The organism is Gryllotalpicola koreensis, assembly GCF_039538185.1.
GTDB classification, from domain to species: domain Bacteria; phylum Actinomycetota; class Actinomycetes; order Actinomycetales; family Microbacteriaceae; genus Gryllotalpicola; species Gryllotalpicola koreensis.
In genome coordinates this window covers 111595-128493 of sequence record NZ_BAABBW010000003.1, presented here as the reverse complement: position 1 = coordinate 128493, position 16899 = coordinate 111595, and the positions used below count along the sequence as shown (strand labels likewise).

The following is a 16899-nucleotide window of genomic DNA, read 5'->3' as shown; positions in this document are numbered from 1 at the left end:
ACCGATTCGATTAACCGCTTCATGTGAGCGCGTGGCCAGGCGGTCGCGCACAGACGCGCAGACGCGCTACAGCTGCGGATGGGCGCGCTCGCAGTGCGAGGCGCGCTGACACGCAGCTGTAGCGCGCCTCAGGGGCGGCCGTCGAGGCGCCAGTAGGCCGAGTTCCAGCGCGCGACGTTCTCGATGTCGCGCGCACGGGTGTTCTCGTCGATCGTGAAGAGCTCGATGCCCAGCATCCGTGCCAAGTCCTCGAATGCTTCGAGCCCCACGGCCGTCGACATGACCGTGTGGTGCGCGGCGCCCGCCGTGAGCCAGGCCGTCGCCGATGTCTCGAAGTCGGGGCGCGGATGCCACACCGCACGCCCCACCGGAAGATGGGGCAGCGGCGCCCGGGGCTCGACGATGTCGACCACGTTGGCGGTCAGCCGGAAGCGGTCGCGCAGATCGGCGAGAGCGACGACGATCGCCGGGCCCGGGTCGGCGGTGAACACAAGACGCACGGGGTCGTCCTTGCCGCCGATGCCCAGCGGGTGGATCTCGAGCGACGGTCGGGCACTCGTCAGCGACGGCGACACCTCGAGCATGTGGGCGCCCAGGATCGCCTCGCGCCCGTCGACGAGGTCGTAGGTGTAGTCCTCCATCAGGCTCGCGCCGCCCGGCAGGCCGGCCCCCATCGCGGCGGCCGCGCGTACGAGCACGGCCGTCTTCCAGTCGCCCTCCGCGCCGAAGCCGTAGCCCTCGGCCATGAGCCGCTGCACCGCGAGGCCGGGCAGCTGCTTCAGGCCGCCCAGGTCCTCGAAGGTGTCGGTGAAGGCGCCGAAGCCGCCTTCCTCGAGGAAGGAGCGCAGCCCGACCTCGATCGCCGCGGCGTCGCGCAGCGCGGCGTGCCGCGCACCCCCGGGCAGCAGCTCAGGGGCCACGTCGTACGCGGCGAGGTATTCGTCGACGAGGGCGCCGATCTCGGCATCCGTCGCCGCATCAACGCGCGCGACCAGCTCGTTCACGCCCCACGTGTTGACCTCGACGCCGAGCTTCGCCTGCGCCTCGGTCTTGTCGCCCTCGGTGACCGCGACCTGGCGCATGTTGTCACCGAAGCGCGCGACCTTGAGGGTCGTGAGGGCGCGCCGGCCGAGAGCGGCGCGCACCCAGGTGGCGACGCGCTCCTGCACGCGCGGGTTGGTGACGTGCCCGACGACGGTCTTGCGGCGGATGCCGAGCCTCGTCAGCGCGTACCCGAACTCGCGGTCGCCGTGCGCCGCCTGGTTCAGGTTCATGAAGTCGAAGTCGATCTCGCCGTACGGCAGCTCGACGTTCGCCTGGGTGTGCAGGTGCAGCAAGGGCTTCGCGAGCAGCTGCAGCCCGGCGATCCACATCTTCGCGGGGCTGAAGGTGTGCATCCAGGTGATGACGCCGATCACGCGGTCGTCGGAGTTCGCGTCGAGCACAGCGCGCCTGATCTCGTCGGCCCCGGTGAGCACCGGCTTCCACACGATCTTGACGGGCACGGCGGATGCCTGATCGAGCGTCGCCACGAGGGTCTGCGACTGCGCGGCGACCTGCCGCAGGGTCTCCTCGCCGTACAGGCCCTGGCTCCCGGTGAAGAACCAGACCTCGAGCTCGTCAAAGTCCTTGAACGGCGCAGCGGTCGCGAATGGCGTGGTCACAGTTCTCCTTGAGGCTTCTGTCCGTAGACGTTCTGGTAGCGGTCGTAGAGCGCGTCGATGCGGTCCTGCGGAATCGGGATCGGCTCGCCGAGCTGGCGCGAGATGTGGATGGTGCGGGCGACGTCCTCGGTCATGACGGCCGCCTTGACCGCATCGCGCGCATCCTTCCCGATCGTGAAGACGCCGTGATTCTGCATCAGCACGGCGCGCGAGCGATGGCCCTCGAGCGTCGCGACGATGCCGCGGCCGATCGAGTCGTCACCGATGATGGCGAACGGTCCGACGGGGATCTCGCCGCCGAACTCGTCGGCCATCCCCGTGATCACGCACGGGATCGCCTCGCCGCGCGCGGCCCACGCCGTCGCATAGGTGGAATGCGTGTGCACGACGCCACCCACGTTCGACATATTCCGGTAGACGTATGCGTGCGCGGCGGTGTCGCTCGACGGGCTGCGGTCCGAGCCCGGCGTACCGGGGATGACGTTCCCGTCGAGGTCGCAGAGGATCATGTTGTCCGGCGCGAGCTCGTCGTAGGTCACGCCGCTCGGCTTGATCACGAAGAGGTCCTCGCCGGGAACACGGCCCGAGATGTTGCCCCCCGTCCACACCACGAGGCCGTAGCGCACGAGCTCGGCGTGCAGCGCCGCAACTTCCTCGCGGACCGCCTGGATCTTCTCGTCCGTCGTCATGCCTCTTCCTTCTCCGTTCCTGTGCGGCCGTCATCGTTCAGGGTCGCCACCGCCGCGCGCTCGATGTCGAGCCCGGCCTGGAACCGCTCGAGATAGCGCGCGAAGCCCGTGACATCGGCGGCCTCCGGCTCCACGACCGAGGCGCCCCCCGCTGCGAACACCTCGTTCGCGAGATAGTCCGCGAGGCTGCGATCGGATGCCTGCCCGAGGTACGCCGCCAGCACCGCGATGCCCCACGCCCCACCCTCGCCCGCCGAGCTCTCGACGGCGATAGGCGCGTCGACGGCGGCGGCCAGCAGCCGCTGCCCGACGAGCGGCGTGCGGAAGAGCCCGCCGTGCCCGACCAGCCGGTCGATCGCGACGCCCTCGTCGGCGAGCACCCGCATGCCCAGGTTGAGCGTCGCGAAGACGCCATAGCCTTGCGCGCGCATGAGGTTGGCGAGGGTGAGGGCGCTGCCCGGAGTTCGGGCGATGAGGGGTCGGCCCGCCTCGAGCCCCGCGATGGGCTCGCCCGACAGGAAGTTGTAGGCCAGTACGCCGCCGCCGTCGGCGGCGCCCTCGAGCGCGGCGCCGAGCAGGGCGGAGTACACAGCATCGGCATCCGTCTCGATGCCGAGCGCCGCCGCGAACTCGCCGAAGACACCCGCCCAGGCGTTCAACTCACTTGTTCCGTTGTTGCAGTGCACCATCGCGACGAGGTCGCCGGCCGGCGTCGTCACGACGTCGATCTCGGGGTGCACGGCGGCGAGCGCGTGCTCGAGCACGACCATCGCGAAGACGCTCGTGCCGACGCTGACATTGCCCGTGCGCGGCGCGACCGCATTGGTGGCGACCATGCCGGTGCCGGCGTCGCCCTCCGGCGGACAGAAGCGGATGCCCGGCCGCAGTGCCCCGCTCGGGTCGAGCAGGGCGGCGCCCTCGGGCGTGAGCGCGCCTGCGTCGGCACCGGCTGGGAGCACCTCTGGCAGCAGCGGGGCGAGCTTCAGTTCAGGCATCCGTCGCCCGATCAGCTCGTCTGCCTGTGCCAGCATGCCCTCGTCGTACCCGCCCGTCGCGGGATCGATCGGGAACATGCCGGAGGCGTCACCCACGCCGAGCACGTTGCGGCCGGTGAGGCGCCGGTGCACGTAGCCGGCGAGTGTGGTGAGCGAGGCGAGCCGGCCGAGGTGCTCCTCGCCGTCGAGCACCGCCTGGTAGAGGTGCGCGACCGACCAGCGCAGCGGCACGTTGAAGCCGAGCGCCTCGGTGAGCTCGGCGGCGGCCTGCCCTGTCGAGGTGTTGCGCCAGGTGCGGAACGGCACGAGCAGCTCGCCCGCGCCGTCGAAGGCGAGGTAGCCGTGCATCATCGCCGAGATGCCGATGCCGGCGAGGGTCGCGGGGCGCGCACCGTGACGGGATTCCGCATCGTCGGCGAGCGCCGCATAGGCCGCCTGCAGGCCGGAGATCACGGCGTCGAGCGGGTAGGTCCAGCGCCCGTCGACGAGCTCGTTGTCCCACTCGTACGCGCCCGTCGCGAGCACCTGGAAATCAGGGCCGATCAGGCAGGCCTTGATGCGGGTCGAGCCGAACTCGATGCCGAGTGCGGCTCGGCCGTGCGCGATCGCGTCGGCCGCGGCGCGGTCATGCGATTCGTCAGTCGTCATCGACCGCGATCTCCTCATCGTTTCTGGCAGCTGTTCTTCCAGCTGGTTGTTACCGGTAACAGGCTATTGAGGCGGCGCGACTCGTGCAAGCTCGGCCGCCCAGCGGAAGAGATTCGGGCCGACACGCCGCACAGCGTGCGCGACACGCCGCCGCCCCTCTCGGATCCCTTCCGCCAGAGACCCCGCGTTCAACGCACGCGACCCGTCGACCCGCGCACGATCAGCTGCGGCGCGGGCATCGGCCCCGGCGTCGCACCCCGGCCCAGCTGTGCGAGCAGTGCCGCGATCGCCCTGCGCCCGAGCTCGGGGAAGTCCTGCCGCAGCGTCGTCAGCGCCGGCACGTAGTGCGCGCCCTCGGGTGTGCCGTCGAAGCCCACCACGCTGAGGTCCTCCGGCACGCCGACACCCGCGTCACGTGCGGCGTGCATCAGCCCGAGCGCCATCTGGTCGTTGGCGCAGAACACGGCGGTGAACCCGCCGACGGCGAGCAGCCCGGCGCCGGCGGCATAGCCGGAATCGGCGGTCCAGGCACCGACGGCCTCCGCGACGGGGCGCAGGCCGGCATCCGCCAGCTCGGCGGCGAAGCCGCGCGCTCGAGCTTCCGCCTCGAGCCACCCCGCCGGCCCCGCGAGGTGCGCGAGCGAGGTGTGGCCGAGGTCGAGCAGGTGCCGGGCGGCGGCGCGGCCGCCCTCGAGCTGATCGGCGAGGGTCGCGCCGACGCCCTCAGCGGCGTGGACCATGACCACGGGAACGCCCGCGGCGGCATCGGCCGCCGCTCCGCTGGCCGTTGCGCCGGGCCCCACCAGGATCAGGCCGGCCGCACCCTGGTCGAGCAGGTGCATGACCGCGGCCCCACCCCCCGCAGGGTCGTCCGGGCCTGTCACCGCGATCATCACGGAGTAGCCCTCGACGCGCGCGGCGTCCTCGATCGCGGCGATCGTCGATGCGGGGCCGTAGTGGCGGCCGCCGCTCGCCTCGACGACGCCGATCACACGGGACGCCCCGTTCGCGAGCGCCCGCGCCGTGCGGCTGGGGCGGAAGCGCAGCTCGGCGATCGCGGCCTCGACGCGCTCGCGGGTCGCCCCGCTGACGTTCGGCCGGTTGTTGAGCACACGGGAGACCGTCATGTGTGAGACCCCCGCCGCGCGGGCGACGTCACGGATGCTGGCCGGGGCGGGCGCCGCGGTCGGCGCCTCCCCTGCGACAGGTTCCTCGGGTGCTGGCATCCCTGTCATTCTTCCCCGCATCCCGCCCGATACCGCGCGGGATCGTCGTCACGCCGCTTCGTCCCTCCCGCGCAGCGCGCCCGCCGCGGAGCCCCACGATTCGAGAACGGCCTGCACGTCGGGGCGCCGCTCGCCTGCGACGGCCGCCCGATAGGCATCCTCGAACACCGCATCGAGTGCTACGGGGCGCAAGCTCTCGGCCGAGCGCACCGCCCCCTCGACCATGGCGAGGCTGAACACATTGGAGCGCACCTCGCCCGACGGCGTGCGGCCGGTGCGCAGCGCGTCGACGAACTCGTCGAGGGCGCCGGCGATCTCGGGCCGCGTGGCAGTCCATGCCGGTTCGGCGTCAGGCGACGCGTCGCGAGCCCCCCTCGTCGCGGCCGGCTCGCCGACCGCCTCGACGACGGGGCGCCCCTCGCCGTCCCAGAGGGCGCTTCCGCGTTCACCGCTCACCCGCCAGCTCCCGTTCCACGAGGTCTCGAGCCCCGGGCTGCACCAGCTGCCGGCGAAGGTGTAGCGCGTGCCGCCCTCGAACTCGAAGACCGCGGTGGCCGCGGCATCGCCCCGGTACCAGCTCCACGCGGGGTTGAACGTGCGGCAGTCGACCGACACCGGCTCCGCGTCGAGCAGGTAGCGCGACACGTCGAAGGCGTGGATCGCCATGTCGACGAGCAGCGGGTGGTCCATCTCGTCGCGGAAGCCGCCGAAGTGCGGCGCCTTGAAGAACTCGGTGGTCACGACCCCGATGCGCCCCAGTCGGCCGATGGCCGCCTTCAGCTCGGCGAGGACCGGGTAGTAGCGCCGCGACTGACTCGTCATCAGCAGTTGCCCAGAGGCCTCGGCCGCCGCCGCGAGCGACAGGGCCTCGGCGACCGTCGGCGCGATCGGCTTCTCGCACAGCACGGGCAGCCCCGCGAACAGCGCCTCGGTGTTCACGGCGTGGTGCGCGGGCGGCACCGTGACGTCGATCACCGCCTGGGCGCCGGACTCTGCGGCGACGGCCGTGACCGATGAGCCGACGTCGACGCGCAGCCCGCGATCGGATGCCGCACCCCGCGCCAGCTCGAGATCGAGGTCGACGAGGCCGACGAGCTCGACCTCCGGTGTCCCCGAGATCACGTCCAGCCAGTGCCGGCCCATGTTGCCCGCGCCGACAAGGACGACCCGGAGCGGGGCATCCGTCTGCACGATCTGGAAGCCGCTCATTCGGCATCCGCGTGGTTCGCCATCGCGCCCTGGTAGCCGCGGCCGTTGAAGAAGTCGCCCGTCTCATAGCGCAGCAGGGTGGGCAGAGCGCGGCTGGGGCGATCGGATGCCGCCCACGCGACCCCGTTCGCGATCACCCTGCGTACGTCCTTGTGGTGGTAGACGGGGAAGTCCTGGTCGCCAGGGCTGAAGTAGAAGATCTTGCCGTTGCCGCGGCGGTAGGTGATGCCGCTGCGGAAGACCTCGCCGCCGGTGAACGACGAGATGAAGATGATCTCATCCGGCTTCGGGATGTCGAACTGCTCGCCGTACATCTCCTGCTGGGGGATCACGATCGGGTGCGGCACGCCCTGTGCGATCGGATGCGTGGGGTCGACGGTCCACACGAGCTCGCGGTCGTTCTCGCTGCGCCACCGCAGCGTGCACGTCGTGCCCATGAGCTTCTGGAAGATCTTCGACCAGTGGCCGGAGTGCAGCACGACGAGCCCCATGCCCTCGAGCACGTGCCGGTGGACGCGCTCGACGACCTCGTCGGACACCTCCGCATGCGCGGCGTGCCCCCACCAGGTCAGCACGTCGGTCTCGGCGAGCCGCTCCTCGCTGAGGCCGTGCTCCGGGTCGTCGAGCAGCGCCGTGGTGACGATCGCGCGATCGCCGAGGTTCTCCTCGATGCCCGCTTTGATGGCGTTGTGCATGCCGTCGGGGTAGAGGCCTGCGACGTGCGGCTCGAGCTGCTCGTGCCGGTTCTCGCCCCAGACGACGACGCGAAGCGGACGGGTGCTGGTCATGGAATCTCCTTTTTGTTCGGATCGGTTCACTTGATCGCTCCGCCGAGCGCGCCGGCGGCGATGTACTTCTGCGCAAGGATCAGCAGCAGTCCGGCGGGCACGGACGCGAGCACCGCCGTGGCCATCACCGGCCCCCACGCCGTCGTCCCGTTCGCGCCCAGGTAGTTGTAGATGCCGAGCGTGATCGGCCTCACGGCCGGTGTGCTCGTCAGGGTGAGGGCGAACAGGAAGTCGCCCCACGCGCCGAGGAAGGTGAAGAGCGCGGCAGTGATGATCGCGTTCTTGCTGATGGGGATCACGATCGACCGGAACGCTCTGAAGTTGTTCGCGCCGTCGACCAGCGCCGCCTCGATGAGGCTCGTCGGGATCGAGACCATGAACGCCCGCATCAGGATGATCGCGAACGGGATCTGCGCCGAGCTGTCGGCCAGGATCAGGCCGAGGTACGAGTTCAGCAGCCCCAGGTGGTTGAAGAGCGTGTACAGCGCGTTCGCGATCACGATCGTCGGGATCATCTGCGTGATGAGCAGCACGAACACGAACGCGGTCATGCCCCGCATCTTGAACCTGGCGAGGCCGTAGGCGGCGGGGGTGGCGACGATCAGGGTCAGGATCACCGCGCTCACCGCGACGATGAGGCTCGTCGCCAGGTTCTGCCCCTGCTGGGTGATCGCCGCGCGATACCCGGCGAAGGTCAGGTGGAACGGCAGCCACTGGGTCGTCGCCGCACCGGAGTTCGCCTGCAGGCTGCTGTTGATCATCCAGTAGACGGGGAAGACCATGATCGCGAGGAACACGACCCCGAGCACCGTCATCGGCCACTTCCGCGCGGGAGCGCGGTGCGGAACCCCCGCGAGCCGCAGTGCGCGTGTCTCGCTCATTCGTCGACCTCCTTGCGGTTCAGATACAGATAGCTGATGGCGAAGATCAGCGAGACGGCGATCAGCACATTGCTGATCGCGGCGCCATGGCCGAACGCGAACTGCACGAACGAGTTCTGATACGCCCAGGTCGCGAGCGTCTGCGTCGAGTTCGCCGGGCCGCCGCCGGTCAGGCCGAGGATGATGTCCACCACCTTCAGCGTGTACACGACGCCGAGCACGATCACGACGCTGACGACCGAGCGGATGCTGGGCCAGGTGATGTGCCAGAACGCCCGCCACCCCACCGCGCCGTCGAGCGACGCCGCCTCGTACAGCTCCTCAGGCACGGCCTGCAGTCCGCTGTAGAGGATCGTCGTGTTGAACGGGATGCCGAGCCAGATGTTCACGCCGATCACCGCGATCAGCGCCAGGCTCGGGCTCACCAACCACGGCACGGGCGTCACGCCGAACAGCCCGAGGAACTGGTTCAGCGCGCCGCTGCCCTGATCGAGGATCCACTTCCACACCGCTGCCGACGCGATGAGCGGCAGCAGCCAGGGCAGGAGCAGCAGCGAACGCAGGAACCCGCTCAGCGGGAAGTGCCTCTTGAAGAACAGGGCGAGCGCGAGCCCGATCGAGAACTGCAGCACGATCGACCCGATGGTGAACAGGGCGGTGTTCACCACCGTCGTCACGAAGATCGGGTTGCTGAAGATGTCGGCGTAATTCGCGAACGCGACCCAGGGCGCCTCGCCCGTGTAGAACGTGGTCGTCGTGTAGTCCTGGAACGACATCACGACGTTCTGGACGATCGGGTAGCCGAAGAACACCAGCACGAACAGGATCGCCGGTGCGACGAACAGCCAGCGGGTGAGGTACCGCCCGAGGTGGATGCGACGTCGGGCGGTACCGGTCAGGGCGCTCACTTGTTCTGAGCCTGGCCTTGCTTCAGCGCGTCGGCCGGGCTCGCCTTGCCGGTGAGGGCGAGCTGCACGGCGGTGTAGATCGCCGTCGCGGCATTCGGCCACTTCGGCCCGAGCTCGGCGGTGCGGGCACGTGCGGTCTTCACCGTCTCGACGAACGACTGCACCTGGGGGTGCGACTGGCCCCAGGTCGCGGCGGCGGTCTCATCCGACGGCACATTGCCCGAGAACGCGGCGATCTTGAGCTGCTGAGCCGGCTCGTTCAGGCACGAGACGAACTTGGCGGCGAGCCCCATCTTCGTCTTGTCGCCGGAGTTCGTGACATTGAAGGTCTCGCCGCCGAGGGGCGAGGTGATCTTCTGGTCGGCCGTGCGCGTCGGGATCGGCACGCTGGCGAAGTTCAGCCCCTTGGTGGAGTTCAGCACGGGCAGCTGCCACGGGCCGTTGATCATCATCGCGGCCTTGCCCGCGATGAACTGGTTGTTGACGTCCTGCTGGCTCCAGTTGACCGAGCTCTTCGACATCGAGCCGTCGTTCTGCAGGTCGACGTCGAACTGCAGCGCCTGCGCGGCGGCCGCCGTGTCGATGTCCTTCTCGTCCCCGCCGTTCGTCCAGAAGAGCGGCAGGAACTGCCACGTGCCCTCATAGGTGTTGATGTTGCTCATGGCGAAGCCGTAGACGCCCTTGCTGGGGTCGGTGAGCTTCTTGGCATCCGCCTGCAGCTCGTCCCACGTCGTCGGCGGCGTGATGCCCGCCGCCTTGAGCATGTCGACGTTGTAGTAGAGGGCGATCGAGTTGATCACCGGCGCCAGGCCATAGAGCTGCCCCTTGTAGGTGCCGGCCTTCACGACCGCGGGCACATCGCCCTTGGGTGCGGTGATGCCGAAGTTCTTGAGGGGCGCGAGGGCGCCGGTCGCGGCGATCTGCTGCACGTCGGGGTTGTCGAGCATGAGCACGTCGGGCAGCGTCTTGGACGAGGCCTGCTGCAGCACCTTCGCGATCAGGGCGGCGCCCGCGATATGCGTGGGCGTGACCGTGACCCCGACCTTGGCCGCGCAGGTCTTGTACTCGGTGTTCCAGCCGCTCATGCCGGGGTCCGAGTTGAAGTAGTCCTCGACGGTCAGCGTCGGCTTCGAGCCGCCGGCCGAGGCGCTGCCCGAGCCGGACGAGCAGGCGGCGAGGGTGAGGGAGAGCGCGGCGAGACCTGCCGCCGCCGCGAGAATGCGTGTCTTCTTCACGAGTGAGCTCCTTTGCGTCAGTGCTGTGAAGGGTCAGAGGCCGCGCTCGAGCACAGGTCAAGCGCTTGACCGACAGATCAAAAAAAGAGACCGGGAGGTCTTCGCTGACCTTCGGCGCCTTGCTTGCACGGCAAGCCTGACGGCACGCGCAGAACAAGTCAAGCGCTTTACCGAAACGCAATCGATCAGATGCGATACTTGCGGCACAGAATCCAGCGGGGAGGCGTGCCATGGTCACGATGCAGCAGGTCGCCGACCACGCGAGAGTCTCCATCTCGACCGTCTCCTTCGTCGTCAACGACACGAAGCCCGTCACGCCGGAGACCAGGGAGCGCGTTCTGCAGGCCATCGACGCTCTCGGCTACCGCCGCAACACGATGGCGCGCGCCCTCGCCAGTCGGCGCTCGCACGTCCTCGCTCTGATCTACCCGCTGATCGAGCAACGGAACCACCACGCCTTCGTCTCAGCCGCCGCCACCGCCGCGCGGGAGCACGGCTACAGCCTCGTGCTGTGGCCTTTGCACAGCGACGAGGTCAGCACCGAGATCGCATCGCTGATCCAGGCCGGCTCCGCCGACGGCGTGCTGCTGATGGAGGTGCAGCTCGAGGATGAGCGCGTCACCCGGCTGCGCGAGGCCGAGGCGCCGTTCGTGCTCATCGGGCGCACACGCGAGCTCGACGGCATCGACTACGTCGACATCGACTTCGAGCGCTCCACCGAAATGGCCGTAAACGACCTCGCGCGGCTCGGGCATCGCGACTTCAGCCTGGTGCTCGAGGACCTCAGCGAGACGCCGCTCGCCGGCTACGCACCGCCCCTGCGCACGGAGGAGACGTTTCGCGCGGTCATCGCCGAGCGCGGATTCAACGGCGAAGTGTTCCGCGTCCCCCATCGGGCGCCGGAGATCTCCGCACTGACCGACAGGATCCTGCGCGAGGCACCCCGCACCACCGCCATCATCTCGATGCACGACGAGGCGAGCCTTGCGCTCGTCAGCACACTGCCCCACCGCGGCATCCGGGTCCCGCAGGACATGTCGATCGTCACCATCGCGATGTCGACCGCGATCGCCGAGCTGATGAACCCAGCGCTCACGAGCTACGAGGCACCGGGGTGGGAGCTGGGAAGAGCCGCCGCGGAGGCGCTCATCGCCCGGTTGGAGGGCCGGGACGGGCCCACAGTGCAGACCCTCCTCGCCTGCTCGCTTCGCGAGGGGCAGACCGTCGGCGCCCCGCGCGCCTCGCGCTCCGCGACCGCCCCGGCTTGACAGCCGGACCGCCGGTTTCCTAGCCTGACACTCAGCGAGAAAGTTCCCTCTCGCGATGCGAAACTTTTCGTTTTCTCGCACACGTGACAGTGAGGTCATGGGCATGTCCAGCCACGCCAGCCAGCCCCCGCAGTTCGTCCGCACCGATGGCACGCGCTTCCTCGACGGCTACGGCCGGCCGATCCGCTTCACGGGGGTGTGCGTCGGCGGCTGGCTCAACATGGAGAACTTCATCACGGGCTACGCGGCCAACGAGACCCTCATGCGCGAGAAGGTGGCCGCCGTGATCGGCACCGACCGCGCCGCCCGCTTCTTCGACCGCCTCCTCACGGCCTTCTACGGCGAGGCCGACGCGGCGTTCCTCGGCGAGCTCGGCATGACGCTCATCCGGATTCCGGTGAACTACCACCACTTCGAGGACGACGCCCGCCCCTTCGAGCTCAAGCCGGACGCCTTCGACCACCTGGATCGCGCCATCGAGGCATCCGGTCGCCACGGCGTGTACTCGCTCATCGACCTGCACGCGCTGCCCGGCGGGCAGAACCACCACTGGCATTCCGACAATGACACCCACCAGGCGCAGCTATGGCGCCACCCGCATTTCCAGGACCGCGTCGAGGGCATCTGGAGGGCGATCGCCTCGCATTACAAAGACAACACGTGGGTCGCCGGCTACAACCTCATGAACGAGCCGGCCGATGAGACCCGCCGCGTCGTCGGCCCGCTCTACCGCCGCCTCTTCGACGCGGTGCGCGCGATCGACCCCGACCACGCGATCTTCCTCGACGGCAACACCTACTCGACCGAGTTCGACATGTTCGACGCCACCGACCCGCGGCCGAACACGGTGTACTCGTTGCACGACTACGTGCCCTCTGGCCTCGGCCGCGGGGGCGACTACCCGGGTGAGACCGACGGCGTCTACATCGACCGCGAGTACGCGCGGCGCAAGTTCCTGCAGCGCTCCGAATACGCACGGGCGAGCGGCACGCCCATCATGGTGGGCGAGTTCGCGCCCATTTATTCGGGCAATGAGCGAACGGATGCCATGCGCCGTCAGCTCCTCGCCGACCAGCTCGACCTCTACCGGGAGTTCGACGTGAGCTGGACCAGTTGGATGTACAAGGACCTCGGCCGCCAGGGCCTCGTCTCGGTCGCGCCGGACTCGCCGTACCGGCGCCGCTTCGACGACTTCGTGGCCAAGAAGAACCGGCTCGCCGCCGACCAGTGGGGCAGCGACCGGCTCGGCGGCGAGGGGGTGCGCGAGGTGAGCGAGGCCGTGCAGGCTCTCGCGGCGCGGGAGTTCCCGAACTGGAATCCGTACCCATGGGGCCGCTTCGACACGGTCGCGACCGTCCTCAACAACCTGCTGTTCGCGCAGCCGCTCGCCGAGGAGTACGCCGAGCTCTTCCGCGGACTGTCGGACGACGAGCTCGACGCCCTCGCCGACTCGTTCGCGTTCGAGCAGTGCGTCGTGCGCGAGTCGCTGCGCGACCAGCTCGTGGCGGGCGGCGACACAGCCTCCATCCCGACCCCGGCCGGGCTAGCGTGACGAAGGTGCGCGCTGCTGTCCTCCGCTCCCCCGGAACCCCGCCCCGGCTCGAAGACGTCGAGCTCGCCGAGCCGCGCGACGGCGAGATCCTGGTGCGCATCGAGGCGGCCGGCGTCTGCCACAGCGACTACCACTACATGACGGGCGACCTCACCGCGCCGCTGCCCCTCGTGCTCGGCCACGAAGGGGCGGGCATCGTCGAGGAGCTCGGTCCACGGGCATCCGGCCGCATCAAAGTCGGCGATCGCGTCGCCCTCTTGTGGCGTCCGCGCTGCGGCGTCTGCGACGCCTGCGTCGCCGGCAACCCCGTGCTGTGCGAGCTCGGCAAGGTGCAGGCGGCGACCGGCGGGCTGCCCGACGGCACGTCGCGGCTCTCCCTGCCGGACGGCGGTGAGCTGCACCACCTCATGGGCGTCTCGTGCTTCGCCGAGCGCGTCGTCGTGAACGAGAACGCCGCGGTCGTCGTGCCCGACGGAGTCCCGCCCGAGATCGCCGCCATCTCGGCGTGCGCCGTGATCACCGGCGTCGGCGCCGTCTGGAACGTGGCGTCGAAGACCCAGGGGCTGCCGCTGCTCCTCATCGGCGCGGGAGGCGTCGGGCTGTCGGCCGTGATGGGCGCGGCACTCACCGGCGCACACCCCGTCATCGTGGTCGACATCGACGACGAGAAGCTCGAGCTGGCGCGCGAGTTCGGCGCGGCGATCACGATCAACGGGCGTGAGACGGATGCCGCGGCCGCCGTGCTCGAGGCGACGGGAGGCCGCGGCGTGCCGTGGGCCATCGAGGCCATCGGACGACCGGCGACCCTGCGCCAGGCGCTCGACTGCACGGCCGCCGGCGGCACGGTCATCGCGGTCGGGCTCGGCGCGGCGGACACCGACTTCCCCGTGCCGCTCAACCAGCTGGTGCAGCGCCAGAAGCACGTCGTCGGATCGCTCTACGGCTCGAGCAACCCGCAGCTCGACCTGCCGCGGATCTTCGCACTGTACCTGGCGGGTCGCCTGCCCCTCGACCGCTTGTTGGGCGAACGGATGCCGCTCGCCGAGGTCGCCGCGGCCTACGGCCGCCTCCTCGCGGGCGCCCCGGGCCGCGGCATCCTCATCCCGTGATTCTCCCCGCGTGCGTCGCCGGTTTCGGGCCTATAACCGCCATTTTGGGCCCGAAAGCGGCGACGCGATGAAGATAGGACTACCGACAGAAAGGGCGCGACGATGCGCAGTCAGGACTGGTACGGCGGCACGGGGCGCGACCCCTTCATCCACCGGGCGTGGATGCGGCGCGGGGTGCCTGACCACGCCTTCGACGGCCGCCCGCAGATCGCGATCGCGAACACCGCGAGCGACCTCACGCCGTGCAACGCGCACCTGAACGAGGTCGCCGAGTTCGTGAAGCAGGGCGTATGGGAGGCGGGCGGCGTTCCCGTGAACCTGCCCGTGACCTCGCTCGGCGAGACGCTCGTGAAGCCCACCGCGATGCTCTGGCGCAACATGGCCGCGATGACCATCGAGGAGATGCTGCGCGCGAACCCGATCGACGCGGCCGTGCTGCTCGGGGGGTGCGACAAGACCATTCCGGCGCTGCTGATGGGTGCGGCATCCGTCGACATCCCCGCTCTCGTCGTGCCGGGCGGCCCCATGCTGAACGGCTACTTCCGCGGCGAGCGGAGCGGCTGCGGAACGGGTGTATGGGCGCTCTCCGAAGAGGTGCGCGCCGGCAACCTCTCCGAGCAGGAGTTCGAGCGCTTCGACAAGCAGATGGTGCGCTCGAAGGGCCACTGCAACACGATGGGCACCGCCTCGACGATGGGCATCATGGCCGAGGCGCTCGGCATGACCATTCCGGGCGTCGCCGGCACCCCGGCCCCCGACAGCCGCCTGCTCGAGGCGGCGCATGCCTCTGGACGCCTCGCCGTGGAGATGGCGCTCGAGGGCCGCACCATCTCGCAGGTCATCACGAAGGAGTCCTTCCACAACGCGATCGTCACCCTCGCCGCGATCGGCGGCTCGACCAACGCGGTCGTGCATCTTCTGGCGATCGCCGGGCGCTTGGGCATCGACCTGAGCCTCGACGACTTCGACCGCATCGGCGGGAAGGTGCCCCTGCTCGTCAACCTGCAGCCGTCGGGCTCGTACCTCATGGAGGACCTGTTCCGCGCGGGCGGCGTGCTCGCCGTGCTCGACCAGGTGCAGGACCTGCTCGACCCGGCCGCGCTCACCGTGCTCGGCACGCCGCTCACCTCGTTCCTCGGCGACCACCCCATCTGGGACCGCGAGGTGATCTCGCTGCGCGAGGACCCCCTGCAGGACGAGGCGGGCATCGCCGTGCTGCGCGGCAACCTCGCCCCCCGCGGCGCCGTCATCAAGCCGTCGGCGGCGACGCCCGAACTGCTCACCCACACGGGCCGCGCCGTGGTCTTCGACTCGATCGAGGACTTCCACGCCCGCATCGACGACCCGGAGCTCGACGTCGACGCCGACTCGGTGCTCGTGCTGCGCGGCTGCGGCCCGAAGGGCTACCCCGGCATGCCCGAGGTGGCGAACACTCCGCTGCCGCCCAAGCTGCTGCGCGCCGGCGTGCGCGACATGGTGCGTATCTCGGACGGACGCATGTCGGGAACGGCATACGGCACCGTCGTGCTGCACGTCTCGCCCGAGGCGGCCTCACCCGGCAGTGTGCTCGGCCTCGTGCAGGACGGCGACCTCATCTCGCTCGACGTGCCGAACCGGAAGATCGAGCTGCTGGTGCCGGCGGAAGAGCTTGAGGCACGCAAGCCCGCATATCGCGAGGTCTCGAGCTTCGCCAAAGCCGATCGTGGGTGGCAGAAGCTGTACATCGAGCATGTCCAGGGTGCCGACACCGGCGCCGACCTCGACTTCCTGGTGGGGTCGAGCGGATCGAAAGTGACGAGGGAGTCCCATTGATGACAGATCAGACGACGGATGCCGCACCCGCCCGACCCGAGCTGGCACTCGCTCGGGTCGAGCTCGACGGGGACATCTTTTGGGTGGTGCGATCTGGGGACGAATATGCGCCACTCGGCATGAGTTTGTCGGAGTTGCTGCGGCTGTCCTCTTCTGAAGCGCGCTCCGCGATCGAAGCTGCGGCCTCGCGGGCACAGCCCGCTCGGGAGCCAGCGCGCGAGAGCCCACTGGGCTCTCGCCCCCGAGCGCTGGCTCCGATCGACCCCCAACAGGAGGTCTGGGCTGCAGGGGTGACCTACCTGCGCAGCCGCGACGGCCGCATCGAGGAGGCGAGCGACGGCGGCCCGTACGACCGCGTGTACGTGGCCGAGCGCCCTGAGCTGTTCTTCAAGTCGACGGGCGTGCGGGTGGTCGGTGACGGCGAGCCGGTCGGCAAGCGCGCGGACTCGACGTGGGACGTGCCGGAGTCCGAGCTCGGCATCGTCGTCAACTCGGCCGGCGAGATCTTCGGCTACGTGCCGGGGAACGACTCGTCGAGCCGCTCGATCGAGGGTGAGAACCTGCTCTATCTGCCGCAGGCCAAGGTCTTCACGGCCGGGTGCGCGCTCGGCCCCGAGATCGTGCCCGCCTGGGCGGCGACGCCGCCGTTCGGCATCCGTCTGCTCATCGAGCGCGACGGCGCTGCCGTCTTCGACGAGCGGACCTCGACCGACCAGCTCGCCCGCCGGCTCGACGACCTCGCCGATTGGCTGTTCCGCGGCCTCGATTTCCCCGACGGCGTCGTCGTACTGACCGGCACCGGCGTGGTGCCGCCGGCCGAGTTCACCCTGCATGACGGCGACGAGGTCACGATCGAGATCGACGGCGTCGGTCGCCTCACGAACCCGGTGGTGACGGTCGGCCGCTGACCCGTCG

The 16899-nt window shown here is 69.8% G+C and carries 13 protein-coding genes and 1 pseudogene; 5 read left to right on the top strand and 9 right to left on the bottom strand.

The window, feature by feature from the left end:
• Positions 1–128: 128 nt before the first annotated feature.
• The 9 genes from araA to ABD708_RS09135 form a co-directional block, all read right to left on the bottom strand.
• The gene (gene araA, locus ABD708_RS09175) at positions 129–1664 is read right to left on the bottom strand and encodes an L-arabinose isomerase (protein WP_344753614.1); all 1536 of its coding nucleotides are present in this window, start codon (positions 1662–1664) and stop codon (positions 129–131) included.
• Positions 1661–2353: an L-ribulose-5-phosphate 4-epimerase gene (locus tag ABD708_RS09170; RefSeq protein WP_344753612.1), complete on the bottom strand. Its 693-nt coding sequence runs from the start codon at positions 2351–2353 to the stop codon at positions 1661–1663. Before ABD708_RS09170 ends, araA begins: the two co-directional genes overlap by 4 nt.
• On the bottom strand, positions 2350–3996 hold the full coding sequence (locus ABD708_RS09165) for a xylulokinase (RefSeq protein ID WP_344753610.1): 1647 nt from the start codon (positions 3994–3996) through the stop codon (positions 2350–2352). Before ABD708_RS09165 ends, ABD708_RS09170 begins: the two co-directional genes overlap by 4 nt.
• Before the next feature lie 188 nt (positions 3997–4184).
• Positions 4185–5222, bottom strand: a complete 1038-nt coding sequence (locus ABD708_RS09160; RefSeq protein WP_344753608.1) for a LacI family DNA-binding transcriptional regulator — start codon at positions 5220–5222, stop codon at positions 4185–4187.
• A gap of 48 nt (positions 5223–5270) precedes the next feature.
• A complete protein-coding gene (locus tag ABD708_RS09155) occupies positions 5271–6431 on the bottom strand; it encodes a Gfo/Idh/MocA family protein (RefSeq protein WP_344753606.1) in 1161 nt (386 codons plus the stop codon).
• On the bottom strand, positions 6428–7219 hold the full coding sequence (locus ABD708_RS09150) for a ThuA domain-containing protein (RefSeq protein WP_344753604.1): 792 nt from the start codon (positions 7217–7219) through the stop codon (positions 6428–6430). The genes ABD708_RS09155 and ABD708_RS09150 overlap by 4 nt, the downstream gene beginning before the upstream one ends.
• Before the next feature lie 26 nt (positions 7220–7245).
• Positions 7246–8100, bottom strand: coding sequence for a carbohydrate ABC transporter permease (locus ABD708_RS09145; RefSeq protein WP_344753602.1), 855 nt, complete (start codon positions 8098–8100; stop codon positions 7246–7248).
• Positions 8097–9008: a carbohydrate ABC transporter permease gene (locus tag ABD708_RS09140; RefSeq protein WP_425553270.1), complete on the bottom strand. Its 912-nt coding sequence runs from the start codon at positions 9006–9008 to the stop codon at positions 8097–8099. The genes ABD708_RS09145 and ABD708_RS09140 overlap by 4 nt, the downstream gene beginning before the upstream one ends.
• Positions 9005–10243 carry a sugar ABC transporter substrate-binding protein gene (locus ABD708_RS09135; RefSeq protein WP_344753600.1) on the bottom strand — a complete coding sequence of 413 codons (1239 nt, stop codon included), beginning with the start codon at positions 10241–10243 and terminating at the stop codon, positions 9005–9007. The genes ABD708_RS09140 and ABD708_RS09135 overlap by 4 nt, the downstream gene beginning before the upstream one ends.
• Before the next feature lie 230 nt (positions 10244–10473).
• On the opposite strand from ABD708_RS09135, the gene ABD708_RS09130 reads away from it, so the two are divergent.
• From ABD708_RS09130 to ABD708_RS09110, 5 genes and pseudogenes are all read left to right on the top strand, one after another.
• Complete coding sequence (locus tag ABD708_RS09130) at positions 10474–11511, top strand: LacI family DNA-binding transcriptional regulator (protein WP_344753598.1); 1038 nt, start codon at positions 10474–10476, stop codon at positions 11509–11511.
• Between the two features lie 97 nt (positions 11512–11608).
• Positions 11609–13063: a glycoside hydrolase family 5 protein gene (locus ABD708_RS09125; RefSeq protein ID WP_344753596.1), complete on the top strand. Its 1455-nt coding sequence runs from the start codon at positions 11609–11611 to the stop codon at positions 13061–13063.
• A 5-nt stretch (positions 13064–13068) separates the two neighbouring features.
• Positions 13069–14172: a zinc-binding dehydrogenase gene (locus ABD708_RS09120; protein WP_344753594.1), complete on the top strand. Its 1104-nt coding sequence runs from the start codon at positions 13069–13071 to the stop codon at positions 14170–14172.
• A 96-nt stretch (positions 14173–14268) separates the two neighbouring features.
• A pseudogene (locus ABD708_RS09115) lies at positions 14269–15984 on the top strand (IlvD/Edd family dehydratase); the annotation flags it as partial.
• A gap of 290 nt (positions 15985–16274) precedes the next feature.
• Positions 16275–16892 carry a fumarylacetoacetate hydrolase family protein gene (locus tag ABD708_RS09110; RefSeq protein WP_344753592.1) on the top strand — a complete coding sequence of 206 codons (618 nt, stop codon included), beginning with the start codon at positions 16275–16277 and terminating at the stop codon, positions 16890–16892.
• Positions 16893–16899: the final 7 nt, after the last annotated feature.